Annotated in this window: 22 protein-coding genes; 17 read left to right on the top strand and 5 right to left on the bottom strand. The window is 59.5% G+C overall.

Annotated features, from left to right (window positions below):
• Positions 1-2: 2 nt before the first annotated feature.
• Positions 3-248 (top strand): YfhL family 4Fe-4S dicluster ferredoxin, encoded by a 246-nt coding sequence (locus tag O9K64_RS12060; RefSeq protein WP_275098322.1) that lies wholly within the window; start codon positions 3-5, stop codon positions 246-248.
• A 116-nt stretch (positions 249-364) separates the two neighbouring features.
• Here O9K64_RS12060 and O9K64_RS12055 read toward each other — a convergent pair whose 3' ends face one another.
• The gene (locus O9K64_RS12055) at positions 365-1,018 is read right to left on the bottom strand and encodes a thiamine pyrophosphate-dependent enzyme (RefSeq protein WP_420493169.1); all 654 of its coding nucleotides are present in this window, start codon (positions 1,016-1,018) and stop codon (positions 365-367) included.
• A gap of 230 nt (positions 1,019-1,248) precedes the next feature.
• On the opposite strand from O9K64_RS12055, the gene O9K64_RS12050 reads away from it, so the two are divergent.
• From O9K64_RS12050 to O9K64_RS12040, 3 genes are read left to right on the top strand one after another with little or no spacing between them, the layout of a single operon-like run.
• Positions 1,249-2,100: an SH3 domain-containing protein gene (locus O9K64_RS12050; protein WP_275098321.1), complete on the top strand. Its 852-nt coding sequence runs from the start codon at positions 1,249-1,251 to the stop codon at positions 2,098-2,100.
• 12 nt (positions 2,101-2,112) lie between these two features.
• Positions 2,113-4,047 carry a hypothetical protein gene (locus O9K64_RS12045; RefSeq protein WP_275098320.1) on the top strand — a complete coding sequence of 645 codons (1,935 nt, stop codon included), beginning with the start codon at positions 2,113-2,115 and terminating at the stop codon, positions 4,045-4,047.
• An 11-nt stretch (positions 4,048-4,058) separates the two neighbouring features.
• On the top strand, positions 4,059-5,090 hold the full coding sequence (locus O9K64_RS12040; RefSeq protein WP_275098319.1) for a hypothetical protein: 1,032 nt from the start codon (positions 4,059-4,061) through the stop codon (positions 5,088-5,090).
• A gap of 10 nt (positions 5,091-5,100) precedes the next feature.
• Here O9K64_RS12040 and O9K64_RS12035 read toward each other — a convergent pair whose 3' ends face one another.
• Positions 5,101-5,973, bottom strand: a complete 873-nt coding sequence (locus O9K64_RS12035) for a bile acid:sodium symporter family protein (protein ID WP_275098318.1) — start codon at positions 5,971-5,973, stop codon at positions 5,101-5,103.
• Between the two features lie 293 nt (positions 5,974-6,266).
• On the opposite strand from O9K64_RS12035, the gene O9K64_RS12030 reads away from it, so the two are divergent.
• The 6 genes from O9K64_RS12030 to O9K64_RS12005 all read left to right on the top strand — a co-directional run bounded on the left by O9K64_RS12030 (position 6,267) and on the right by O9K64_RS12005 (position 10,694).
• Complete coding sequence (locus O9K64_RS12030) at positions 6,267-7,418, top strand: helix-turn-helix transcriptional regulator (RefSeq protein WP_275098317.1); 1,152 nt, start codon at positions 6,267-6,269, stop codon at positions 7,416-7,418.
• A 137-nt stretch (positions 7,419-7,555) separates the two neighbouring features.
• The gene (locus tag O9K64_RS12025) at positions 7,556-7,897 is read left to right on the top strand and encodes a zinc ribbon domain-containing protein (protein ID WP_275098316.1); all 342 of its coding nucleotides are present in this window, start codon (positions 7,556-7,558) and stop codon (positions 7,895-7,897) included.
• A 59-nt stretch (positions 7,898-7,956) separates the two neighbouring features.
• On the top strand, positions 7,957-8,454 hold the full coding sequence (locus O9K64_RS12020) for a zinc-ribbon domain-containing protein (protein WP_275098315.1): 498 nt from the start codon (positions 7,957-7,959) through the stop codon (positions 8,452-8,454).
• 125 nt (positions 8,455-8,579) lie between these two features.
• Positions 8,580-9,173, top strand: a complete 594-nt coding sequence (locus O9K64_RS12015) for a hypothetical protein (protein WP_275098314.1) — start codon at positions 8,580-8,582, stop codon at positions 9,171-9,173.
• A 125-nt stretch (positions 9,174-9,298) separates the two neighbouring features.
• The gene (locus O9K64_RS12010; RefSeq protein WP_275098313.1) at positions 9,299-9,655 is read left to right on the top strand and encodes a hypothetical protein; all 357 of its coding nucleotides are present in this window, start codon (positions 9,299-9,301) and stop codon (positions 9,653-9,655) included.
• 145 nt (positions 9,656-9,800) lie between these two features.
• Positions 9,801-10,694, top strand: coding sequence for a CPBP family intramembrane glutamic endopeptidase (locus O9K64_RS12005; RefSeq protein WP_275098312.1), 894 nt, complete (start codon positions 9,801-9,803; stop codon positions 10,692-10,694).
• A 383-nt stretch (positions 10,695-11,077) separates the two neighbouring features.
• On the opposite strand, the gene O9K64_RS12000 is transcribed toward O9K64_RS12005, so the two are convergent.
• Positions 11,078-12,481: a heavy metal sensor histidine kinase gene (locus tag O9K64_RS12000; protein ID WP_275098311.1), complete on the bottom strand. Its 1,404-nt coding sequence runs from the start codon at positions 12,479-12,481 to the stop codon at positions 11,078-11,080.
• Positions 12,478-13,155, bottom strand: a complete 678-nt coding sequence (locus O9K64_RS11995; protein ID WP_275098310.1) for a heavy metal response regulator transcription factor — start codon at positions 13,153-13,155, stop codon at positions 12,478-12,480. The genes O9K64_RS12000 and O9K64_RS11995 overlap by 4 nt, the downstream gene beginning before the upstream one ends.
• Positions 13,156-13,280: 125 nt before the next feature.
• Here O9K64_RS11995 and O9K64_RS11990 point away from each other — a divergent pair, with 125 nt between their 5' ends.
• The 4 genes from O9K64_RS11990 (at position 13,281) to O9K64_RS11975 (ending at position 20,129) form a co-directional block, all read left to right on the top strand.
• On the top strand, positions 13,281-13,877 hold the full coding sequence (locus tag O9K64_RS11990) for a cupredoxin family protein (protein ID WP_335342283.1): 597 nt from the start codon (positions 13,281-13,283) through the stop codon (positions 13,875-13,877).
• A 145-nt stretch (positions 13,878-14,022) separates the two neighbouring features.
• Complete coding sequence (locus O9K64_RS11985; RefSeq protein WP_275098309.1) at positions 14,023-15,342, top strand: TolC family protein; 1,320 nt, start codon at positions 14,023-14,025, stop codon at positions 15,340-15,342.
• A gap of 70 nt (positions 15,343-15,412) precedes the next feature.
• Entirely contained in the window at positions 15,413-17,005 is a 1,593-nt protein-coding gene (locus tag O9K64_RS11980) for an efflux RND transporter periplasmic adaptor subunit (RefSeq protein ID WP_275098308.1), read from the top strand.
• A gap of 1 nt (position 17,006) precedes the next feature.
• Positions 17,007-20,129 carry an efflux RND transporter permease subunit gene (locus tag O9K64_RS11975; protein WP_275098307.1) on the top strand — a complete coding sequence of 1,041 codons (3,123 nt, stop codon included), beginning with the start codon at positions 17,007-17,009 and terminating at the stop codon, positions 20,127-20,129.
• Between the two features lie 444 nt (positions 20,130-20,573).
• Here O9K64_RS11975 and O9K64_RS11970 read toward each other — a convergent pair whose 3' ends face one another.
• Positions 20,574-20,939 (bottom strand): DUF4148 domain-containing protein, encoded by a 366-nt coding sequence (locus tag O9K64_RS11970; protein ID WP_275098306.1) that lies wholly within the window; start codon positions 20,937-20,939, stop codon positions 20,574-20,576.
• A 390-nt stretch (positions 20,940-21,329) separates the two neighbouring features.
• Between O9K64_RS11970 and O9K64_RS11965 the strand changes: the two genes are divergently transcribed.
• From O9K64_RS11965 to O9K64_RS11955, 3 genes are all read left to right on the top strand, one after another.
• Positions 21,330-22,727, top strand: coding sequence for a diguanylate cyclase (locus tag O9K64_RS11965; RefSeq protein WP_275098305.1), 1,398 nt, complete (start codon positions 21,330-21,332; stop codon positions 22,725-22,727).
• Between the two features lie 351 nt (positions 22,728-23,078).
• Positions 23,079-24,554, top strand: coding sequence for an NfeD family protein (locus O9K64_RS11960; RefSeq protein WP_275098303.1), 1,476 nt, complete (start codon positions 23,079-23,081; stop codon positions 24,552-24,554).
• A 1-nt stretch (position 24,555) separates the two neighbouring features.
• The gene (locus tag O9K64_RS11955; protein WP_335342282.1) at positions 24,556-25,350 is read left to right on the top strand and encodes a slipin family protein; all 795 of its coding nucleotides are present in this window, start codon (positions 24,556-24,558) and stop codon (positions 25,348-25,350) included.
• The last annotated feature ends 235 nt before the right edge of the window (positions 25,351-25,585 follow it).

Below are 25,585 nucleotides of genomic sequence, written 5' to 3'. Positions count from 1 at the left end.
TTATGGCATTAATGATTACTGACGAGTGCATCAACTGCGATGTGTGTGAGCCCGAGTGCCCGAACGGGGCCATCTCCCAGGGCGACGAGATCTATGAGATCAACCCTGATCTCTGTACCGAGTGCGTTGGGCACTACGACGAGCCCCAGTGTGTGGAGGTCTGTCCGGTCGACTGTATCCCCAAGGATCCGGACCACGAAGAGACCCGTGAGGAGCTGCTGGAGAAGTACGAGCACATCACCGCCTGATCCTGTCTGCAATCCGGAATAAAAAGGCCCCGCTAACACGGGGCCTTTTTATTCCAGGGAGAGACTTGTGCCGCCGAGGCCAGGATATGCGGGCGAAATATGGAAAAGACTGCCCCTCAGGCATAGCGCCGCCGACAGTACTTTACCGGGTCGGAGTCAATTTTTATCCGGGACAAAAAACCGAGCCGCCAGCTGGTCGGTGGTGACCGGCCCTCCGCGAGCCGGTGTGGAGGATCCGGCAGGGGGTGGCGCCCGGAACACATCCCCGTGGCCAGCTGATCCCCCTGTTGCAGGCGCTGGGCCGCCAGCAACGGATCGGCGGTGGTGGCCCCGGTCTGTTCATGCACGGTCTGTTTCCACGCCCGCTGTTCCGGATGGTAGGTGACGCAAGGGCTCAGCACATGGATAAAGGCGAAGCCGGGATACTCGATCCCCTGGACCAGCAGCTCGGTCAGTCCGCCAGGATCGCCGGAAAAACCCCGCGCAATTAAGCCCGCGCCCGCGGCCAGAGCGATAGCGGCCGGGTTGAAACCGGGTAGTCCGGTGCCGTGGGGCGTCAGCCGGCTGCCGCTCCAGTTCGGCGGCGTGGTGGGCGAGGCCTGCCCCTTGGTCATGCCGTAGACCTGGTTGTCCATGACGATGTAGGTGAGGTCCAGGTTGCGCCGGCAGGCATGTATGAAGTGATTGCCACCGATGGAGAAGCCGTCACCGTCACCGCCGACCATCAGTACCGTCAGTTCGGGCCGCGCCGCCTTCAGTCCGCTGGCGATGGGCAGGGCGCGGCCGTGAATGCCGTGGAAACCGTTTCCAGCTGTTGCGCGTCGCCTTGCCCAGTCGCCGGTTCACCCTCCCAATTGGGAGGTGCCGAATACGCACCCTTACGCATAATGAAGCTGTGGCAGTGACAAATGCAGGCCAGGATGGGCCGGTCGTTGTGGCGAATGAAGGATGCCAATGAATTTCCGGTTCGCTAAGCCGGTTCGCTAGGGAGGTGCAGACAATGAACAGAAAACTTCGTTATGCGGTACCGATCGTGGCGGTGCTTGCCGTGGGCTGCAACAGCACCACGGGTAGCCTGAGCAAGGAGAATATGGGCTCTACCCTGGGGGCGGTCGGCGGCGCGCTGATCGGTGCCAAGGTGGCGGGCGGCAACAACCGCTGGCTCGGTGCCGCCATCGGCGGGGCGCTGGGATTCTATGCCGGCAAGGTAATCGGTCGGAACCTGGATGAGCGGGACCGTCAGGCGCTGGCGGCGCAGACTATCGAGGTACTGGATCAGCCAACCGCCTCGGTCTCCACCTGGCAGAGTGATCGCAGCGGTGCCGCGGCGGAGATAAAGACCGGGGAAATCAGCTACAAAAGCGAAACCCGCGAAGTGAAGCGACTGGCGACGGTTGAGGCTGTTCCCAACATCCGCCTGGAGAGCCGGGAGTATCAGACCACCTCGGCCCTGCGGGTGCGATCCGGCCCGGGTACCCGCTATCAAACCATCACTACGCTGCAACCCGGTGACCGGGTCGATTCCGCCGGGCGTACCGAAAATGGCTGGCTGATGCTGGCCAAGAAAGGGGTGACGGTCGGCTATGTGCATGGCGACTATGTCACACCCTATAACCCCATCGAGCAGGCGAAGGCCGAGGGTATCGATCTGGACAGTGTCGAGCTTGAATCCCTGCCCCGTCAGGAGGCGTTTGCCGGTATTGACCTGGACAGCATGGAGACGACCACATCAACCGTAACCGCGCAACTGGGTTGCCGCGATGTGCAGATCAGCGTCACCACCGACCAGGGTACGGAGAACGAGACCGCCCAGGCGTGTCAGAAGCCGGATGGCGTCTGGGAGCTGGGTTGAAGGAGGCTTGTCATGTGCGGGAAAGTCGGTTCAATTAGTTTGGCCCTGTTGCTCTGTTTCAGCAGCACGGCCAGCGCGGACAAGATGCTGGCGCATAGCAAATCCCTGGGGATGTCGTTTACCGCCCTGGGGGATACCTGGTGCGCGCCGGAGGTAAGGATGCGGGTCGACGCTGCGGACGCCGGAAAATTCGCCACGCCCGACTATGGCGACATTATCCAGCGCCTTGGCCAGGTGATGGCCCGGGAATGCCCCGACGCCGAGCGGTTGTCCATCACCGGTATGAACGGTGACCGGCTGGTTTGGAGTGGCAGTGCCGGGAAGCAATACGGATGGCGTATCCAGCAGCAAGCGACGGCTGGCGTGGCGCAGGTGCCATCCCCCGCCAGCCGGATACCGGCGTCCGGGCCGTCGCCGGCCGCTTCCACGGCGCCAAGCGAAACGCCCTCCGCGGCAGTACCGGTCATCATGGCCGAAACACCCACGACAAGCCCGGGACCAGTGGTGATACCGGCGGCACCCGTTTCCGTACCTCAAGCCGTGGCCGTTCCTGAATCCGCGGACTCCCTTGCCGAGCCGGCGCTACAAATGGAGATCGCCGGTTGGAAACCCGGCGAACCGGTGATTGCACCCCCCGATCTGCCGCCGATGATCGAAATTCCCGGTCAGGAGGACGGTTGCCTGATCCGTACCCTGGCGGAGGTGAAGACGGAGTTGAATCCCGATTATAAGGTCAGCGGCGAGTCACGCTGCACGGCGGGCTATCTCCAGTCGGCCAATGCCCTGAAGAATGTCCGTGCCACGCTCTATTACGCGGGGCAGAAGCAGCCATTCACCCGGCTGGACGGCAGCTGGTTCGATGGCTACAACTTCCAGCGCGGCACGCGTCCCGCTCAGATCGTGGCCCGTTCGTTTACCCGTCAACTAGACAATCGTCGCCGGGTCAACGTGGAGACCCACCGGTTGCTGGTATGGGCCGGCGAGGACCGTGATCTGCGGGTGCACTATTTTGCCGGCTATTACTACACGCCGTACAACGATTGGCGACTGGATACGGCCACCCCGTTCATCGTGTTGACCGATAATGGAGAGTTGCAGCGCAACCCCCACAACTCCGCCTTGGCGAAATCCCTGGCCGAGATGAATAAAACCCTGCTGGGGTACCCTTCCACGGACCATGTCGGCAACGTCAATTTCACCATTGTCGATCAATTGCACAATGCGCCCGGCCATAAACAGCTGGCGCTCAGCATCGCCAGCCTCGATCCATCGCTGCACAAGGAGGGGCGTGCGGTGCGTGCCCGGGGCATGCCCTGGAGCCTGACCATCACCAAGGACTACGCCGCCATGCGCGCGGGCCAGGCACTGGCCGAACAGCGCCGTATCGAGGCCGAGAAACAGCGCCAGGAGGCGTTGCGCGCCCGCCACCAGGAGCGCCTGGAGCAGCAGTACCAGCTACTTGCGGCGGCCTCGCGGTACGATCAGTTGCGTTTCTACGCCACCCTGATGATGGAACCCGGCCGGCTGGATCCGCTGAAGGTCGATTTCAGCGCGCAAAAACCGGTGGGTGGCAACCCCCTGGCGGGATCGGTGCAGTTTACCCATCCGGCACAATTCGCCAAACGTGCCGTGGATGGCGATGTGGTGCAGAACAGTCCGTTGTATCTGTTGGTGAAGGGTGATGACGGACATGTGCAAAAGCCCTACCCGATGCGCGTGGACTACAACGAAACGTCCGTGAAAATTGATGGCTGGATGCTGCTTCGGCTGGATCCGAAATTCCGCTTCGGCATGGACCAGAAAGGCAAGCCGGAGTTTCTCATCACGATCCAGGATGCGGTCCCTTGCAAGTCCGAACAGTGCCGCGATGAGCTGGATACGGCCGCTATGATAAAAACCTGGTATGGCGACAGCGACCTGGATATCGCCGCGCTTGGCAGGCGCTGAGGAGACACGTCATGAAGATCATGGAGAACAAACGGCTGGTTCTGGGTGCCAGCGGGGCGCTGTTGGGTGTGCTGCTGCTGGGGGGCTATTTCTACACCGCCAGTTACGGCGTCGAACAGTTTGAAGACTATCTCTATGATAACCGGCTGCAGGATGCGATCCGCTACCGGGATATCTCCTACTCGCCACTCTCCGATACCATTTCCCTGCGGGATGTGGACCTGGATCTGGTGCTGTTCGAATCCGGCGGCTCCCGCAAAGCCCCGACCAGTCTCAATCCGCTTGCCATGCTCGGCGCGGTGGGTAACCCCGCGCAGAAAAAGGTGTCCGGGAAGCTGGACAGCCTGAGTCTCAAGGGCGTGAGCGGAGATGACCGGCTTGAACTGCGCTTCAGCGGTTTTGAAATCATTACCAACCCGACACCTGATGACCGGCAACAGAACCTGCTGTATGAATTCGGCGCCGCGCCCCTGGCGGTTTTTCGCCAGCTGGGCATCGACCGGACACGGCTGGCCGGGACCGTCTCATACCACTATGACCAGAGCGAGGATGTGCTGACGGTGGCGCTGGAGTTCGACGCCGAGCAGATCGCAGGGTCCACCATCGAACTGGAGTTGGGGCGCGCGCGCCGGCTGGTGGAGGTGAAGATTGAGGAGCTGGTGAGCGGTGCCATGACCAATCCCGGGCGGCTGATCGAGGAGTTCGGCCGGGTGGAGTTCCGTGCGCTGGAGGCACGGGTCACGGATCACGGTTTTATTCAAAACCTGGCCTATCTGGATGCGCTGGAAAAATTCAACTATGCCAAGGCGCTGAATGAGGGGTGGGAGATCGATGCGCTGCGGGTGGCCGAACAGGAGTCGGCAGCGGCTATGCAGGCCAGTATGGCGGACGTTCTGGATAAGTCGGGTATTGAGGCGTTGCAGCAGTTTCAGCTGGCCGGCGGAAGCCTGCGGCTCTCATCGGAAGCCAAGCGTCCGGTGCGCTTCGCGGATTTGATTCGGGATGGAAGACCGCACCGGGATATCAGTGTCAAACTGCGCTGAAATTGATGCCTCACGCCGCTGCCCTGGACAGGGTGGCGCGTCGCAGATGGACGAAAACAGCCGTCACCAGATACATGATCAGGGAGTAGACCGCCGCCGGTACCGCCATGGCCGGTGCCGCCAACAGGCCCGCCGCGATGGCGATCGCGGTGCCGCCGCTCTGCATGCCGGTCTCGATCACGATGGCGGTGGTCTGCTGCTGGCGCAGATTCGCCGCCAGGGCCAGGGCATAGGCACAAGCCATGCCCAGCAGGCACAGGGTCAAGGCGGCGGGACCGGCGGCCAACAGCATATCCGGTAGTTTCTGGCGTTCGCGGTATACCAGTGCCGCGATCAGCAGGACCAGCGCGGTCACCGCGATCCGAATTACATAGGGTCTGGCTCTGTCGGTAAAAGCGGGGGCGAAATGTTGCAGCGCCATACCGATCAGGGTCGGCAGCAGTACCATCTGCACCACGCGTTCCGAAATATCCGCAAAGCCCAGGGTCAACGCGGTATCGGTATCGGCGAACAGGCGCGCGGCGATGCTGACGTAGAGGGGGATGGTGACCACGGGAAGCAGCTTGCTGACCGCGGTCAGCGTCAGTGACAGGGCGGCATCACCCCGCGCCAGGTAGGTGAACAGGGTTGACGTCGAGGCCGACGGACTGGCCGCCAGCAGCACCAGGCCGATACTCAGCTCGGCCGTCAACGAGAAGGCCCCGGCTACCAAAAAGGCCAATCCGGGGAATACCACAAATAGGGTCGCCAGACCGATCCCGGCGGCATGCGGCATGCCCAGCAGGGCGGTAAAGTCGCTTATCCGCAGGCTCATGCCGACGCCCAGCATCATCGCGGCGATCACCAGCGGTAGCAGTACTTGTATCGGAATACCCGCTTCCATGGCCGTAGCCCTCACGCATCGGGGGTTGCGCGGGCCGCCGCATGGCAACCCTGATGGAATCTACTGTAGCACCTGGCGTGGGAAATTGTCTTCCCCAGGGGGTAGCGCAGTGCCGCCATCGGGTTGGTGATTGAGTAATTGTAAATCCTGACTATTATAGGGGGGAATAGCCGTTAACTTCTTCCGCATTAGCGCCTATTCACATTGAAAGCGAACTGTTTTTCAAGTGGGCGTCAGCCGGGGAAAGGGGCGGATCACCACTGGCGTGTTGAGCGGCCACCAGGAGCCTGATTATGGAGCGGCATCAGCAGCTAATCGACCAGATCTACGCGGCGGCACTCGACGCGTCCGGCTGGTCGCTTGTCATGGAGTCCATGGAGCAGAAATTCGGTTGTATCGCCTCGGGCATTTATACCGCCCACCCCTACTCGGGGCGGGTGTCGCTGACCGAACTGCGGGGTATCGATGCGGAACTGCTGGAGACCTACATTGCCCACTTCCTGCTCGACAACCCCTGGCAAGCGGTCCCGTCACTACAACGGCAGGGGTGCGTCCGCACCGACGCCTCGCTCGATCGTTATTACAAGCAGCCGGGCTTCTATCACAAGACGGAGTTGTACAACGACTGGATGAAACCCCAGGATTTCATCCATACCCTGGGTGTCAATCTGTACGTGGACAGTCACTCCCAGACCAAGTGCTTTCTCTATCGGCCACGGCAGATGGGGGCGTTCTCAACGCATGATGTTGCCCGTTTCAAGTGGATCGCCGGTCATCTTGCCAATGCGGTGTGCGTGGCGCGGCGACTTTCGATTCAGCGCTCCATGATCGACGACCTGCAGGGTGTCGTCGATCGGATGGCACTGGGGGTGGTGTTTCTCGACCCGGCAGGACATATCCTGCAGGCCAACCGTTTTGCCGAAGCTTTGCTCGGGCGGCATGATGGCGTGTTGACCAGGGAGTCCCGAGTGGCCGCCAGTCACCGTAAGGACCAGGGAAAACTGAATGGGGCGATGCGTTGCGCATTGGCGGCGCGCTATGGAGACACCCCGGGCGCGGCGCACATGGTCAGCCTGCGCCGGCCGGATGGAAAGCAGCCCCTCTGCGCCATACTCGTTCCCCTGTCTTGTGGAGATTCGGGACCATTTTTGATGGAGAAGGCGGCCGTCGCGCTGATCCTGAACGATCCGGAATGTGATTCCCTCATCTCAACGGATTGGCTGCGGCAGCGTTTTCAGTTCAACTCCACGGAGGCCCGACTGGCGCAGGACCTGAGTCGTGGTTGTGACCTGCGCCAGGCGGCGGGCAAGGCAGGCATCACCTACCAAACCGCTCGCTGGTACCTGAAAGGGATTTTCCAGAAGACCGGCGTCGACCGGCAGGCGGAGCTGGTCCGTCTGCTGCTATCGGAACAGATCATGCTGCGCCAGCACCAGGCGCGGTAACCGGTCCCTCTTCAAGAAACGAACCCTCCCGATTGGGAGGTGTTTCTCCCGGATTACTTGGCTAAAACAGCGTTGAGTACGACCTTGTACCGTATCAGGGTTGGGCGGTTGCTTTCATATCGCAAGGAGGAGAGGAAATGGCGCTTATCGAATGTACAGAGTGTGGAAACCGCCTCTCTGACGCGGCCGCCACATGCCCGACCTGCGGCGCGCCGGTGCCACGGACCCCCGGCCCCGAACAGGAGTCGTGCCCGTTTTGCATGACCCTGGTCAGCAGCCATGCCACAACCTGCCCCAGTTGCCAGGCGAAGAAAGGCTACCTGTACGAACCCCGCTACGGTGTGTTCGGAAAAACGGGCACCCTGATCTGGGGGGTGGCGGTGCCGGCGATCACCGTCATCGGAATCCCGTTTTCACTCTATGCCGCCTACCGGCTGTATGTAACTGGCCCCCGATGGTTCCAGCCCCGTCACGCCTGATATACGTCTGTTAGGCGGTCAGCAAGAGCTCATCATTTTCATCTGAGGAGGTAAAGAATATGGCCTTGGTTAATTGCGAAGAATGCAATAAGGAGGTTTCGGACAAGGCGGCGTCTTGTCCGAACTGCGGCGCCCCCCTTCAGGTTGCCACTACGAAACAATCGCTTTGGGATTCGGTCAGCCAGAGTTCTGGCCCGAAGGAGGTCGTTATCAGAGGGACAGACCCCGCGTACGAAGGTCGGAAGCTGGGCGAAGGACTCATCATGATGGTCATGGCTCTGTTCCTGCATCCGGTATTCTCGTTTGTCGGGTTCTGGCTTATCTGCACCGGACTGTTACTCTCGTTTGTGCACGTGTCAGGGATCGCGGTAAGCCTAGACACGAAAGACTCCCCAATCTGGTTTTTCATGGCCATGGGTGTTTCAGGAGTTTTGACCGTGTTATTCAGGAAGATGATCCCGGCAACTATGAAATGGATGTTCTTTATCGCTGTTGGGGTGCTAGGGTTAGCGTTCGTAGGCGGGATTATTTCAGCAATAATTGAGAGGTCGACATAGAGTCAAGCGGAGAATTGAATGCCTACCGAAGCCGTAAACTCGGACGCATTTTTCGTTCGCTACGCTCACTGCAAATGCGCCGATTACGGCTGGCGCTAATTGAATCAAAAAAAGGAGACATTCCGATGCCGATAGAAAACGTCTACAAAGGTAAAAAGCTGATGTATAAATTTGCGGTGTACAGGCTTTCCGGAACTGTCCAGAGTGAGAGTACGCGCAGCGAAACGGAGGTGAGTGGCAAGATTTATGGCGGCGGAACAAATTCCACCTATGGCACCGTTGCGCCAGTCCAAGGCGAGATAAAATCCGAAACGATTCGCTATCAGACGATCTTCCTGAAGGAGGATGATGGAACTGAGCACGCGCTTGAACTTGTGGATTTGGTAGCGCCATGTCGGGAGGGTCATAAGGTGACACTGTGGCGTTTGGGAGAAGATCTTTGGTTTCAAGTCCACAATCAAACAACAAACCAGTTCTATACATACGGCAAGTTGAAGAAGCTGGTCTATCCCAAGGTCGCGTACTTCGTTCTTGGCATATTGTTTGGCATCTATGCTGTAGATCAAAATCACACAGGAGGGAAGTACTTGTTGGCTCTTCTATTCGCAATCTTGATAGGTCTGGCAATAGCCACCATTCCCTGTGGAATAGTTGCGTGGCTGCGCGAAAAAGCAATTTTCGGCGCGGCCAATGCACCAAACATGGTATTGGCAAAATAGCGGCAAACCAATATCGAGGTCGGGGAATTCATCAAGAAATGAGGTAGTTACTCACCCGGTCTGTACGTGATTGGCCTGTCTTGTCGGTCTATCGCCTTGTGAGTGGTTACCAAAGGAGATAAGTTATGAAAACCATCAACATGGGCAGTTTTCGCAATTGTTTCGCTTTCGTGGTATTGACTGGTTTGACGGCCTGCGGGGGCGGCGATCCGATTGACAGTCGTGCTGTCCTAATGGCCTCTTGCGAAACGAGCCAGGGCATCGGCTGGCTCAAGCGTGAGTACGGTAATAGCTACTGTGATTGCTGGGCGGATCAAGCGAAGGATGTCCTGAGCGGCGAGAACTACCAGACGCTCGTAAAGGCTGCCCAGGCGGAGACGGCGGCGGCGGACAAGGCCGATCGAGAAAAAATCATTCGTCGGCATACGGAGATATACTCGGCCGTGTCCGATGCTACTAATCGTTGCGCGAAGGCGGGCTAGGCAGATCCTCATCCCGCCCAGCGCTAGATGACGCCGTCCCGGGCGACGCCTGTTTCAGCATGTCGTCACGAGCCGGTTTCCGGTAGAATACGCGGCTGACCCGTCTCCAACCAGCCACCGATTCGCACCGGAGCTTACGTAATAGATGCGCGCCTTTGCCTACTTTATCCTGCTCATGCTGGTGTCGCTGCTGCTCAGCGCCCTGCTCAACCATCCCCTCTACGGCCTGCTGCAGGAGAGCATGAGCAAGGGGCCGCATAAACTGATCAATACCGTGGCCAAGTTGATCGCGATACCGGGCTTTATCCTGATTCTTCGCCACTTCGCCATCAATAATAAAATCGGCCTGGGTTACGGCCTGCCGAGATCCGCGTTTGTAAGCGATCTGCTCAAGGGCTGGCTCAGTGGCCTGTCGATCCTGCTGCTGCTGAGCGCCGGTCTGTTCCTGTTCGGCGTACGCAGTATCGATTTCCCCACCGAGGCGTGGCTGCCGCTGCTGTTGAAAACCACCCTGGTGGCCCTGATCGGCGGTCTGCTGATCGGTTTTATCGAAGAGACCTTTTTCCGCGGCGGGCTGTTCGGGGCCATCCGCCGTGATCACGGTTTCGTGGTGACGATGCTGCTTTCCAGCCTGTTCTATGCCGGTCTGCACTTCATCGACCCGCCGCCGCTTGCCGGCGCCGAGGCGCAGGCCTGGTACAGCGGCCTGCTGATACTCTCCGGCGCCTTCTCCCAGTTTGCCGAATGGCGGATATTCGACTCATTCGTCGCCCTGTTCGGCCTCGGGGTCTTCTTCGCGGTGGTGCGCGAGCGCACCGGCAACATCGCCTACTGCATCGGCCTGCATGCGGGGTTCGTTTTTGTCATCAAGACCGTGCGCAAGTTCAGCGACCTCAATCCCGACAGTGCCTTCAGCTTCCTGGTGGGCAGCTACGACGGCATGATCGGCTACCTGTCGGCGGCCGGCCTGCTGATCCATACCCTCCTGGTCTATCGTTTCTGGCGCCGGCCGAAAGCCGCGCAGGCTTGTACGGAATAACTCCCGTCACGGAGAATCAACCGTTCGGGCGATCATGTTTGGTGAATAAATCCCAGGGGTAATCCCCCGGTTCAGCCGGGGGACTAGTCAGGTTTGACCTATGCATGGGTCGAGCGCCTCTGGCTGACATATGGCAAATGGACTCTCGCCAAGACGCCAAGAGCGCAAAGATTAAGGGAAGGAATTGGTTTTCCTTGGCGTGCTTGGCGTCTTGGCGAGAGTAATGATCCTTTACCGATCCGGGATCGGGTAGGCGCCGTGGGTACGAAAAGTTGTTCAGCCGTCTTGGGCGGCTCAAGGTGTTGTGGCGCCGTTGAGGTGCTCACCCATGCTGGCAGTAGTTAACTTTGTCCATGAGTTCAGGGCTTCAGGTGAGGATTCGATTATTCAACACTTGACGGCAGCAGCAGGGTAAAGCGCGTGATGCCATCGGCCGAACTCACGATGACATCGCCGCCATGGGCGCTCAATATGGAGCAGGTGATCGCCAGGCCCAGTCCCGAACCCTCGGTCTTCCGGTGGTGTGCGCTGTCGGCCCGATAGAAGCGATTGAAGAGTCGGGGCAGATGCTCGTCCGGGATACAGGGGCCGGTGTTTTCCACGGTCAGCTGAACCGAGCCATCTTCCTGCTTGCCGATTCTGATGGTTACGGACTCACCTGCCGGTGTATAGCAAAGCGCGTTGGACAGCAGATTGCTGATGGCCCGACGCAACATGAGACGATCGCCGAGGATGGCCCCATCCCCCTCGGCCGAGATTTGAATCTCCTTCTCCTCCGCCAGTGCGTCATAGAACTCCAGTAGCTCTGCCACCTCATCAGCCAGTTCGAGTTGTTGCCGTTTCGGGATGAGCTGCTGGTTATCCGCCTTGGCGAGAAACAGCATGTCGCTGATCATACGGGACAGGCGCTCAAACTCCTCCTCGTTGGAGGCCAGTATGTTCCGATAGTCCTCGACCGTTCTTGTTTTCGACAGGGTGACCTGAGTTTGGGTCAGCAGATTGCTCACCGGTGTTCTCAGTTCATGGGCGAGGTCGGACGAAAAATCCGACAGTCTCTGAAACGACTCCTCCAGCCGGGAGAGCATTTCATTCAGGGTGCTGGTCAGGTCGGCCAGTTCCAGGGGCATTGTCTCCGCGGGCAGGCGCGCGTGCAGCCGATTCGCGGTAATGTCCTTGGCCTGGCGCTTGATCGACTGAAGCGGCGCCAGCCCCCAGCAGACGACCAGCCAGCCAAGCAGGCCCGTTGCGATGGTGGTCAGCGCTATGAACACCCTAAGGTTTTTGCGGAAAGAGCGCATGAAATGTTCGTGATCGGATATCTCGGTGGCAATCACCACGGTATAGGGGGAGCCGGCACCACCCTTGGAGATGTGTGTTTCTGATATGCCGCGCCATACGAGTCCATTGTCGGCCGTCCATTTGACCAGATATTCCGAACCTGTCGCAGTGAAATGGTCTAGTAATTTTGGGGGCGGCTCGAGTTCGGCATTGGCGCGTACCCATCGCCAGTCTGGTCCGATAACGGCAATGACCAGATTGTTATACCCGATCAACGCGTCATCCAACCGACTCGTAAACGTTTCACCACGGGGAGTTGCCAGAGCCTTTTCGAGGATGTGCCTGACCTGTTTCATTTTGCCGCTTAGCACCACCAGGTCCTGCTCTTCAAAATGGTGTTCCTGCGAGTGCATGACGTACCACCCGAGCAGCGACAGCACGAGTGCCGACAACAATGCGAACCACAAGGTCAGGCGAAGCGTCAGCGATCGACTCTGTAACAGACTCAATCCGTAACCTCCAGTACGTAGCCCATGCCGCGCACCGTGTGGATCAATTTGGGTTCGAAACCATCGTCAATCTTCATGCGCAGGCGCTTGATGGCCACTTCGATAACGTTGGTGTCGCTGTCAAAGTTCATGTCCCAGACCTGTGATGCGATCAGTGAACGGGGCAACACTTCCCTCTGACGACGGAGCAATAACTCCAGCAAGGCGAACTCCTTGGCGGTCAGGTCGATGCGTCTCCCCGCACGGACCACCCGACGCCGCAAGAGGTCCAGTTCAAGATCGGCAATCTTCAACGACGTGGATTCCTTCGTTTTCGCGCCGCGACGTAACAGCGTTCGCACACGCGCCAGCAGTTCCGTAAAGGCGAATGGCTTTACCAGGTAATCATCCGCGCCCAGTTCCAGGCCCTTGACCCGGTCTTCAACTTGATCGCGGGCGGTCAGGAACAGTACTGGCATCTCCTTGCCGGCGCGCCGTATCCCATGCAATACCTGCCAGCCGTCAATATCCGGCACCATGACATCGAGTATCGCCAGATCATAGGCCTCGGTAAGTGCAAGATGAAGACCATCCAGGCCATTGACCGCCAGATCGACCATGAAGCCGGCCTCGGTCAAACCCTTTTTCAGGTAAGTGCCTGTTTTCGGTTCGTCTTCCATCACCAGGATTTTCATAAGCTCTCTCCACCAGGATGCCGCCGCAACTGCCGGTGCATATTACGCCACTTCCGGCCGCGGATCGCAAAGATTACAGAAATGTAATCCTCCCGCCAGTTTCCTGTTGGTTTTAGGCAAGCAGAATGGCACCGCCGAAGTCGGATGCTTCGGTATGTTCAACAGATACCCAACGATATTTCAACCCGATTACAAGGTGGTTTATGAAGAAGAGAATTTCAATTCTGGTTCTGGCTGCGTTGCCTGCCCTTGCCTTGGCGGCGGGTGATAACGCCGGCAATCATGGTATGGACGACCATCAGATGCCGCAAGGCCATGACATGGCCGGGATGCATAAGGATAAGCACGCCGCGGTGGCGGGAAAGCCGGGGGAATCCGCACAGGCAAGTCGCACCATCGAAGTCACCATGGATGACAACATGCGTTTCACGCCGAGCAATATTCGCGTCAACAAGGGGGAGACCGTGCGTTTCTTCCTCAAGAACCAGGGCAAGGTAGCGCACGAGCTGGTGATCGGAACCCAGGATGAATTCAACAAGCACGCCGCAATGATGCGCCAGATGCCGGGCATGAAGCATACCGAAGCGAACCTGATCAATCTCAATTCCGGACAGAGTGGCGCCCTGGTGTGGCAGTTCACTCAATCCGGTTCGGTCGATTTCGCCTGCCTGCAACCGGGCCACCGGGAAGCCGGCATGGTGGGTAAGGTCGCGGTTAACTGATTCCATGGGACGGGGCTGCCACATGCGCCCCGGCCCTGTGGGAACACAAAGGTATTCGGCCATATGTTGTCGCTGAACAAAAACAGTGGCCAGAAATTCCTGCCTGGGTGGAAACCGCCCGGCAATAATTCCAGGAGTTATAATAATGCGAGTGCTTACGCATGCGTTGATCATCGTGCTTGGTGCCACCATGCCATGGATGACGATCAATGCCGAGACGGCGGGGTTGACGCTTGACAAGGCGATCCGGATAGCCGTCACCACCGACCCCTGGCTCACTGGCAGCCGTCATCAGGAGACGGCGCTGGCGGACGAGGCCGTTTCCGCCGCCACGCTGCCTGACCCCAGGGTCAGCGTAATGGCGGCCAACCTGCCCACCGACAGCTTCGATCTAGGCCAGGAGGCGATGACACAGCTTACAGTGGGTGTCACGCAGATGTTTCCACGCGGTGACAGTCGGGCGCTCGCACGGCAACAGAAGCAGCAATCCAGCTTGCAGCAGCCGTTACTGCGAATGGATCGCGAGGCCAAGGTGGCCGCCACCGTGAGCCAGCTGTGGCTGGAGGCGTTCAAGGCCGAGGAAAGCATTCGCCTGATTGAAAACGATCGCGCCCTGTTCGAACAGCTGGTGGATGCCGCCGAGGCGAGTTATGCCACGGCCCTCGGACGGTCCCGCCAGCAGGATGTGATCCGCGCGCAACTGGAGTTGACGCGCCTTGATGATCGCCTGACCGCACTGAACCAGCAGAAGGAATCGGCGCAACAACAATTGTCCGAATGGGTTGGCGAGTTCGCGGACAGTACCCCCGCCGGCCCTTTGCCCATGCTGGAGCTGCCCGCACCGGCACTGTTGACGGATAACAGGCCACTCTCCCAGCCACTCTCCCAGCAACCTTGGTATGAATGGCTGCGCCTGCATCCGGCGGTGCAGGCCGAGGACCGCCGGATCGATTCCATGGCAACGGGGGTCGAACTGGCCCGGCAGAAGTACAAGCCGGAATGGGGCGTAACCGCGCAATACGGTTATCGCGCCGACGACCCGCTGGGGCGTGAGCGCGCCAATCTGTTTTCCGTCGGCGTGAGTTTTGATTTGCCGTTGTTCACTTCCAACCGGCAGGACAGGGACGTCAGCGCCGCCGTGGCCCGTGCCGAGGCCGTTAAAACCGACAAATTACTCCTGGTCCGGCAGCTGATGGCGAAACTGGAAATGGCACGAGCGCAACTCAAGCGCCTGGACCAGCGCCAAACGCTTTACCAGCGGCAACTGCTGCCGCAGATGAGCGAACAGGCCGAGGCCGCCCTTGGCGCCTACAACAACGACGATGGCGACTTCGCGGAAGCCGTGCGCTCGCGCATCGCCGAGCTCAACGCCAAAATCGACGCCCTTGCCATCGCGGTGGACCGGCAAAAAACCATCGCGCAGATCAGGTACCTGCTTGCCCAGGTGCCCACGGTGAACGGGTGAAAGCGGGCGCTTGAACCTGAAAAGCACAATTGACCGCCTCATTACAAAGCAAGTGGCTTAGGAATCGAACATGAAGAACATGATGAAAACACTAGGTTTGGTCACCATCGGTGCGTTGGCGGGTGCCGCCGGGGTATGGACGGCGGGCGACGGTTTGAACGTGGCGGCCCAGACTGAAAGCGGTGATCGTCCGCCGCTCTATTGGGTCGCGCCGATGGACCCGAACTACAAACGTGACAAACCGGGCAAGTCACCCATGGGTATGGACCTGATCCCGGTGTATGAAGAGGCCGCAGCTGGCGACACTCCCGGCACGGTGCGCATATCGTCCGATGTCATCAACAACCTGGGGGTGCGCACCACCCGCGTCGAACGAGGCGCAATCGAAACGGAAATTCAGACCGTCGGTTATGTGCAATACGACGAGGATGAACTGGTGCATATTCATCCACGGGTGGAAGGCTGGATCGAGAAGCTGTATGTCAAGGCCGAGGGGGATCCGGTCGCCAAGGGCGCGCCACTCTACGCCATCTATTCACCCACGCTGGTCAATGCCCAGGAGGAGCTGGTACTGGCCCTCAAGCGGGACAATCCACGGCTTGTCAGGGCCGCACAGGATCGGCTCGCGGCCTTGCAGTTGCCCCGTTCGGTGATTGCGGATTTGAAGAAGAGCCGAAAGGTGCGCCAAACCATCACTTTCTACGCACCACGATCCGGCGTACTGGACAATCTCGACGTGCGGGAAGGCATGTTTGTCAAGCCGGGCATGCGGATGATGAGTATCGGCGTGCCGGAGCACATCTGGGTGGTCGGCGAAGTGTTCGAACGCCAGGCGGCGCTGATTGCCTCAGGCGATGAGGTCAGCATGCGCCTGGATTATCTTCCGGGCCGGGATTGGAGCGGTACTATTGATTACGTCTACCCGAGCCTTAACAGCAAAACGCGCACCGCCCGGATCCGCACCCAATTCGACAATGCCGACGGCGTACTCAAGCCGGGCATGTTTGCCCAGTTGGTGATCAGTCCGCGTCAACTCCAGGAGACGCTGTTTGTTCCGCGAGAGGCATTGATCCGAACCGGCGGCCAGTCACGCGTGGTCATGGCACTGGGTGAGGGCAAGTACAAATCGATTCAGGTGACGGTTGGCCGTATCAGTGACCGGCAGGTGGAGATCCTGTCCGGGCTTGAAGAGGGCGAACAGATCGTTACCTCGGCGCAGTTCCTGCTCGATTCCGAATCCAGCAAAAGTTCGGATTTCAAGCGCATGAGTCAACAAGGGGATGAAGAAGCCGTACCGGATGAGGCCTGGGTGGCGGCACGCATCGAGGGCCTGATTGCGGATCACCGCATGGTGACCCTGGCGCACGAGGCGATCGAAGTCTGGCAGTGGCCAGCCATGACTATGGATTTCCTGGTGGATACGCGGGTCGATCTAAGCGCACTGAGAGCCGGTATGAGCCTGCATGTCGAAATCATCAAGGGCGCGGGTGGCGAGTACCGGGTTGGTCAAGTGCATATACCCGATGATGCTGCCCAGGATGACAATGTTCTGGCCATGGACCATAGCCAGCAACAGGGTACAGGACGCGCAACGCTGCCGGAGATGGATCACAGCCAGCATCAGGGCATGACCATGATGACCAGCGAAAAGAAGGGGCAGTGAAATGATTGCAGCCCTCATTCGCTGGTCCGTCAACAATCGCTTCTTTGTGCTGCTGGCGACCCTGATTCTGGTTGGGGTGGGCCTCTACTCGCTGAAAAATACGCCGGTGGACGCGCTACCGGATCTGTCCGACGTGCAGGTGATCATCAAGACCAGCTACCCGGGCCAGGCGCCCCAGGTGGTGGAAGATCAGGTCACCTATCCCCTCACCACCGCCATGCTGTCGGTGCCGGGCGCGGCGACGGTGCGCGGCTACTCCTTCTTCGGCGACTCTTACGTCTACGTGATTTTCGATGACAAGACAGACGCCTATTGGGCCCGCTCTCGGGTGTTGGAATACCTGTCACAGGTGGCGCCGACGCTGCCGCCCAATGCGCGGCCGCAACTGGGACCCGATGCCACGGGCGTCGGCTGGGTCTACCTCTATGCCCTGGTAGACAAAACCGGCAGGCACGACCTCAGTCAACTGCGCAGCCTGCAGGACTGGTTTCTGAAATACGAACTGCAAACCGTGCCCGGTGTCTCCGAAGTGGCCGCGCTCGGCGGCATGATCAAGCAGTATCAGGTGATGGTGAACCCGGAAAAGCTGCGTGCCTTCGGCATGCCGCTGTCCCACATCCAGACGGCAATCCAGCGCGGCAATCAGGAGGTGGGTGCCTCGGTCGTGGAAATGGCGGAGGCCGAGTACATGGTGCGGGCCACCGGCTATATCCATAATATCGAAGACCTGGGCAATATTCCGCTCGGGCTGGATGCCAACGGCACGCCGCTATTGCTCAAGGAGGTCGCCGATATCGAACTGGGACCGCAGATGCGCCGGGGCATCGCCGAGCTTAACGGCGAGGGTGAAACCGTCGGTGGCATCGTCGTCATGCGCTTTGGGGAAAACGCCCAGAAGACCATCGACGGGGTCAAGGCCAAACTGGAAAAACTCAAGGCGGGGCTGCCGGATGGCGTCGAGATCGTCACGGTGTACGACCGCTCCGGCCTGATCGAGCGCGCGGTGGAAAACCTCTGGCACAAGCTGTTGGAGGAGTTCATCGTCGTCGCCCTGGTGTGCATGGTGTTCCTGTTCCATGTGCGCTCGTCGCTGGTCGCCATCATCAGTCTTCCGGTGGGGATACTCACCGCCTTCATCATCATGCACTGGCAGGGACTCAACGCCAATATCATGTCGTTGGGGGGCATCGCGATTGCCATCGGCGCCATGATCGACGGCGCCATCGTGATGATCGAGAACATGCACAAGCATATGGAGCGCACACCGCTGACCAGGGAGAACCGCTGGCGCCTGGTGGCCGATTCGGCGGCCGAAGTGGGGCCGGCGCTGTTTTTCAGTCTGCTGATCATCACCGTCAGCTTCGTGCCGGTGTTTACCCTGGAGGCGCAGGAGGGGCGCATGTTCTCCCCGCTCGCCTTCACCAAGACCTACGCCATGGCCGCCAGTGCGGCGCTGTCGGTAACCCTGGTACCGGTGCTGATGGGGTTGTTTATTCGCGGCAAGGTGCTTCCCGAACATAAAAACCCGATCAACCGGATCCTGATCCGTGCCTATATGCCGGTGCTAAAAGGTGCTTTGCATTTCCCCAAATCAACGCTGTTCCTGACGTTGCTGGTTACGCTTATCGGCTTCTGGCCGGTGAACAAAATCGGCAGCGAGTTCATCCCGCCGCTGGACGAGGGTGATCTGATGTACATGCCCACCACCTATCCGGGCCTGTCCATCGGCAAGGCGCGTGAACTGCTGCAGCAGACCGATAAGCTGATCGCCACGGTGCCGGAAGTGGAAACCGTGTTTGGCAAGATAGGCCGGGCGGAAACCGCTACCGACCCCGCGCCGCTGACCATGGTCGAGACCTTTATCCAGCTCAAGCCCAGGGAGCAGTGGCGTGCAGGCATGACAACGGAGAAATTGAAAAAGGAACTGGATGCGCTGGTCATACTGCCGGGACTGACCAACGCCTGGGTAATGCCCATCAAGACCCGCATCGATATGTTGGCCACCGGTATCAAGACGCCGGTGGGGATCAAGGTGGCGGGCGAGGATCTTGCCCAGATCCAGCAGATCGGCCAGCAATTGGAACAGATCCTTAAGGATGTCCCGGGCACCGCCTCGGTCTATTCCGAACGGGTGGCCGGCGGCCGCTATATCAAGGTGGATATCGAACGCGCCAGGGCGGCGCGTTACGGCCTCAATATCGCCGATGTGCAGCAGATTGTCTCCACTGCCATTGGCGGCATGAACGTCAGCCAGACCATCGAGGGGTTGGAGCGCTACCCGATCAACCTGCGCTATCCGCAGGACTACCGCAGTTCGCCCGAGCAACTGGCGCTGTTGCCCATCGTCACGCCGGGCGGCCAGCGCATCGCGCTCGCCGATGTCGCCCGTGTCTACGTGGAGGACGGCCCGCCGGCGATCAAGAGCGAAAATGCGCGCCTCAATGGCTGGACCTTCGTCGATATCGAGGGGGTGGATGTGGGTAGCTATGTCCAGAACGCCATGGTGGTGGTGGATGAGCAGCTCAAGTTGCCCGCCGGCTATTCCGTGGTCTGGTCCGGGCAGTATGAATATATGCTGCGCGCCAAGGAGAAGCTGACCTATGTGGTGCCGATGACGCTGGCGATCATCGTGGTGTTGCTGTACATGAACTTCCGCCGCTTTACCGAGGTGGTCATGATCCTCAGCACCCTGCCCCTGGCCATGGTTGGCTCGGTCTGGCTGATGTATCTGCTGGGCTACAACTTCTCTGTTGCAGTGGGCGTTGGTTTCATTGCACTGGCCGGCGTGGCGGTGGAAATCGGCGTAATCATGCTGGTTTATCTCAATCAGGCGTACCTGCAGATGCAGGCCAAATGCGAGAAGCAGGGGGTGCATCCCAGAAGGGAGACCCTGCAGCACGCGGTACTGCATGGCGCGGTTTTGCGCGTACGCCCGGTCATGATGACCGCCGCCGCCATTATCGGCGGCCTGCTGCCGATCATGTATGGCAGCGGTACCGGATCCGAAGTGATGAGTCGCATCGCCGCCCCCATGGTCGGCGGTATGGCCAGCGCCCTGGTGCTTACCTTATTGGTGCTGCCGACGGTTTATTACCTGTGGAAAAGCCGTGAACTCGGCGAGTAGTACTACTTCAATTTGATAAAGTACTTTTGTAGGGTGAGGAGTGGTGCAAGGATGTACCGTTTACGGACCTGAGGATGGAATGCGCCTAACGGCTTATCCACCCTACGAAACTCAAACAGCTTTACCCGGCAATATTAAATTGGAAGGCTACTGGGAGTCTGTCGGGCTTGACCGATCGTGGCGAGTCCATAGACTGGGGTTTAATGCGTGTGCGCCCTGATGTTGGGGTTCGTTCCTTCCCCAACCGACGGGCTAGGGTAGGTTGGATTAGCGCAGCATATTCCGGCGAACTAGCGGGCTGTTGTGAGCGACACGAACTGTCTCGATCGCAATTGATGGGACTTCGAGCGAAGACTCCCGCCGAGCGGCGGTTGTCGGGGATTGGTGGTAATCGCGCCGCCCGGCCTGTTGGCCGGGACAACGCACACTTCTAATCAGAGCAAATCAGCCATTGGGGTACGACGCTTCATACTGGCGGCGTTCCTCCTCGGCCATGGCCGTGACGGGGTGGGAAGTGCCGTGATCGATCTTATCATCATGCGCCAGCTTGCCGTTTTCAATACGGTAGCTGTGCTGGGGTGGCAGGTACCCTAGCTCATTCCCGGCGTAGCTCCAACCGGCGGCATCCACTGGATTATCGCGGAAATTCTCCAGTTCCTGATTCACCTCGGCACGGCTTTTGCTGCTGGGCGTGGCGTGGGGCGCCCAGCCGATCTGACCACCGACCCAGCTCCAGCCGCTGTCAGCAAAGGCAGCGGGAACGATGAATGCGCTGAGGGTCAGGGCAATGACAGATTTCTTGATAGACATGATGAATCTCCTTAAACGGTTTGGTTAGTGAATTTACTCGGTATTTCGGGAAACCGTGGCGCTATCTTAGGGGGGTGGTCCCAACAGGACGCTGACCTGGAGATTACATTTTTGATAGGTGGTTGCGCTTGGCGTGTGGAGGAGACGGGATTGCAACGTGCCTGAAACGGTGTCACTCACACTCCGTGGGATCTTCACCTGGCAGTGGGAAATAAGCGAATAAAGTAATAAAAAACGGTACAGCCTGCCGGAATGTATGTTTAACTAGGCTACGCAAAGAGGTGTATCGGATGGAAAGTGGTCTTACCATTTTTGTGACCCTTGTCATTAACTTCCCGTCATGAACGGGTCTGGGTTGATAAGCAGACGAGTGCGATTCGACAGCAGCTTGTGAACAGATCAGAAAACAACCCCAACGATTTCCCCGCGCGCTATCAGGAGAGCGATTCAGGGCGGCGTATTTTTGTCCTCCTGCTGCTGGTGCTCTGCATCAGTTTCGGCGGCTATTACCTCATCTTCCGCTTCGCCACCCAAAGCATCGATAACCAGGCCCGGGCCGAGATGAAGAGCCGGGTTGAGGTTGCCCTGGATATCGAATCGAGACGGCTGGGCGATCTGCTCACTGAATACGCCTTTTGGGATGTGGCCCATAAAAACCTGATACAGCAACCCGATCCGCAATGGGCCGATGAAAATATCGGCACCTACATGGCTGACAATCTCTCGATCGCCCTGTCCATTGCCGTGCGCGGCGACAATAGCGAAGCGATCGCCTTTCGTGACGGAAAGCAAGCCACCGGGGTACTGGCCGATCTCAGGCGGGCCGGGCTCGATAAACTGGTCCCCGTTATCCGCACGGACACCAGCCGGCCCGATCCCCAAAATGCCTTTATAGAGCTCGACGGGCAATTGATGCTGCTGGCGGTGGATACCTTCACTCCCGAGTTTGAGCGCAGCCCGGCGGCGGACGGTGCCTACCTGTTGATCGCCAGGAGCATCGATGCCGAATATATTGCGACCATCGGTGAGCTTTATAAAATCCCCAATCTGCGTTTTGCGGGCGGGGCCGCCATCGACCCGGCCCTGTCCCATACCCTCCAGGACCTGGAGGCGAAATCCCGGCTCACCCTGGCCTGGGATGAACGCTCTCCGGCAAAGAACACCTCCCACCGGATCGCCTTGCCCCTGACTGCGACCTTTCTGCTCATGGTCGTGATCAGTGGCTGGATCATCCGCATGGATATCGGTCGCCGTCAACAGCAGGAGCAGATGCTGCGGGAGCTGGCAACCCACGATCCACTCACCGGGATCTACAATCGCCGGCAGTTTTTCCGCTTGGCACATCGGGAACTGGGCAGGACCAATCGCGAGAAAATCGCCATGAGCCTGCTGATTCTCGATCTCGATCACTTCAAGCAGGTGAATGATCATTATGGTCATGTCGCCGGTGATCAGTTGCTGATCAATACCGCCAAGGTGCTTTTCGAGGGCCTTCGGGAATTTGATGTCATCGCCCGTTATGGGGGCGAGGAGTTTGTCATACTCCTGCCCAACACCGACCTGAAGCAGGCACAGGAGATCGCTGAGCGTTTAAGAGTACTGGTTGAGCAGTCGGTACTCCTGTTTCGGAAAGTATCGCTCCAGGTGACGGTCAGTATCGGCATTACGACTTACCGTTACAAAGAGGAACCCCGTGAGCTGCTGGCCCGCGCTGACCACGCCCTCTATGCCGCCAAAAGCGCGGGCCGAAATCAATGTCATGTGGCGGGCAGCCATGGGCCGGACTAGGAGTCTGTCGGGTTTGAGTGAACCGGCAGACCGGCCGCGGATTGCTCACTCCTTAGGACCCGCGCAAGAATAATTCCGTAGTACCGAGGGCGTTCCTGGGCCCCGCTGGCAAGGCACGCTTTGCAGGCAATGGCCGCTCCCTTGCCAAAAAGCGTAACGCCGCCAGCGGGGTCCAGGGGCGACCGAATACAGGAACTTATTCTTGCGCGGGTCCTTATAGACGGTATCCTCCCCCGCCCCGATGTGATCCGTCTCCGGGAACAGACCCCCCTAATCCGCTGGCGGATGACTTCCAGGCGCAACATCCGGGCTGAGCCTTCTATACTTAACTCGGTAGAAGGTGAGGCAGGTATGAACGGACTGGATACCAGACTCGGGCTGCTGATGTGGTTTCTGTTGGCGGTGCTGACGACGCCGGTAGCGGCGGTGGAGCCGGAGACGCCACCGCCCGGGGCGCTATGGATGCTGAAACTCGATGGCGTGGTCGGGCCCTCTACGGCCGACTATCTGGTGCGTGGGCTCGAGCGGGCGGTGGAAGCGGAGGCGGCGGCCGTGCTGGTGCGCATCGACACCCCTGGCGGGCTGGACAGCTCCATGCGCGATATGATCGCGGGGGTGCTGGCCTCACCGGTTCCGGTGATCTGTCATGTGGCGCCCGGGGGGGCGCGGGCCGCCAGTGCCGGGACCTTCCTGCTCTACAGCTGCCATGTCGCGGCGATGGCGCCGGCCACCAATCTCGGCGCGGCGACCCCGGTCTCGATCGGTACACCGATGAGTCCGCCGCCGGAGCGGGAGCGTCCGGCCCCGAAGGAGCCGTCATCGAAGGATCAGACCCCACCTGCCGATGGGACCTCGAAAGATCAGGCCGCACAGGGTGATGCGACCGCGCAAGGTGATGCCGATAGCAAGGATGACGACGCCGCGGACTCCCCACTGCCGAAGAGCGCGATGGAGCGCAAGGTGACTAACGATGCCGTGGCCTACATCCGCAGCCTTGCCGAGCTGCGCGGGCGCAATGCCGACTGGGCCGAAAAGGCGGTGCGCCAGGGGGCGAGCCTGAGCGCCGCCCGCGCCCTGGAGCTGGGGGTGATCGACCTGGTGGCGGCCGATACCGAGACGCTGTTGAAGGCGCTGCAGGGCAAGCGCGTGAAGATCGGCGAGCGGGAGGTCACGCTTGATCTCGCCACCGCCCCACGGGTGGTCCACGACCCGGACTGGCGGAGTGAGTTCCTCGCCGTGATCACCAATCCCAATGTCGCCTATGTGTTGATGCTGCTGGGCCTGTACGGGTTGATCTTCGAGTTCTCCAACCCCGGCTTCGGCCTGCCCGGCATCCTCGGCGCAACCTGCCTGCTGGTGGCACTCTACGCCTTCCAGATACTGCCGGTCAGCTATGCCGGTCTCGCGCTGATGCTGCTCGGCGTGGGGCTGATCGCCGCCGAGGTGATGATGCCGAGTTTCGGCGTGTTCGGCATCGGCGGGCTGATCGCCTTCGTTATCGGCTCGATTATGTTGATGGATACCGACATCCCCGCCTACCAGGTGGCCATGCCGGTAATCGTGGCACTGGCGCTGATGACCGGTGCGATGCTGTTCATGGTGCTGGGCATGGCGATGCGTTCCCATCGACGCCCCCGGGTCTACGGTGCGGACCTGGCGATCGATCAGTGTGTGACCATCGAACAAGTCAATGCCGATCTGGCCCTGGCCCGTTACGAGGGCGAGCTCTGGTCGGTGCGCTGTAGTGAACCGCTGGCCCCCGGCGACCGGGTCCGGGTCAAGGCTATCGATGGACTAACCCTTGTGGTCGACAAGCTGGAGGAGTGAGATGGCGGGCGGATACTACTTTGTCTTAACCTTACTGGTCATCATCGTCATGATGTTGATCATGATGTTCCGCGTCCTGCGCGAGTATGAGCGGGGTGTCATCTTCATGCTCGGGCGCTTCTATCGGGTCAAGGGGCCGGGTCTGATCATCGTCGTGCCGGTGATCCAGCAGATGGTCCGGGTTGATCTGCGGACGCTGGTCATGGATGTGCCGACCCAGGATGTGATCTCGCTGGATAACGTCTCGGTCAAGGTCAACGCCGTGATCTATTTCCGGGTGGTGGACCCGGAACGGGCGATCATCCATGTCGAGAACTATCTTGAGGCGACCAGCCAGCTCTCCCAGACTACCCTGCGTTCGGTCCTGGGCCAGCATGAGCTTGACGATATGCTCTCTGCGCGTGACAAACTCAATATCGATATCCAGCAGATCCTGGACAAACAGACCGACGCCTGGGGTATCAAGGTCGCCAATGTGGAGATCAAGCATGTCGATCTGGATGAAAGCATGATCCGCGCCATCGCCAAGCAGGCGGAGGCGGAGCGTTCCAGACGCGCCAAGGTGATCCACGCCATGGGTGAGTTGGAAGCGTCGGAAAAGCTGCTGCAGGCGGCGCAGATACTGGCCAAACAGCCGCAGGCGCTGCAGTTGCGCTATATGCAGACCCTGACCGAGATCACCGGCCAGAATACCCACACCATCGTGTTTCCCCTGCCGATCGACCTGATCAACCAGTGGACCGGTAAAGGGGGCGGGGCGAGCGTGGCGGTGGATGAACGCAATGAAGGCGAATAATGCTAACTTCGCAATAACTTTGCACATAACATGCAGGATGCCGGAAGTCTGTTTGCGTGCATACGTCGCTTCATGAACAATGCCCGATCATGGCCGAATGGCACTTACTTAAGCCAAGAGCCACCGTCATTCCGGCGCAGGCCGGAATCCAGACGTGTGCCTGGCATGACGCACAGGCCGCCGTTCCAGGCTAAGCCTGGGACAATATGGTCCGCCGTTACCGGACGGAAGGACA

The sequence above is a fragment of the Sedimenticola hydrogenitrophicus genome (assembly GCF_029017505.1).
GTDB lineage: Bacteria > Pseudomonadota > Gammaproteobacteria > Chromatiales > Chromatiaceae > Sedimenticola > Sedimenticola hydrogenitrophicus_A.
This window is presented reverse-complemented; position numbering and strand designations above follow the sequence as displayed.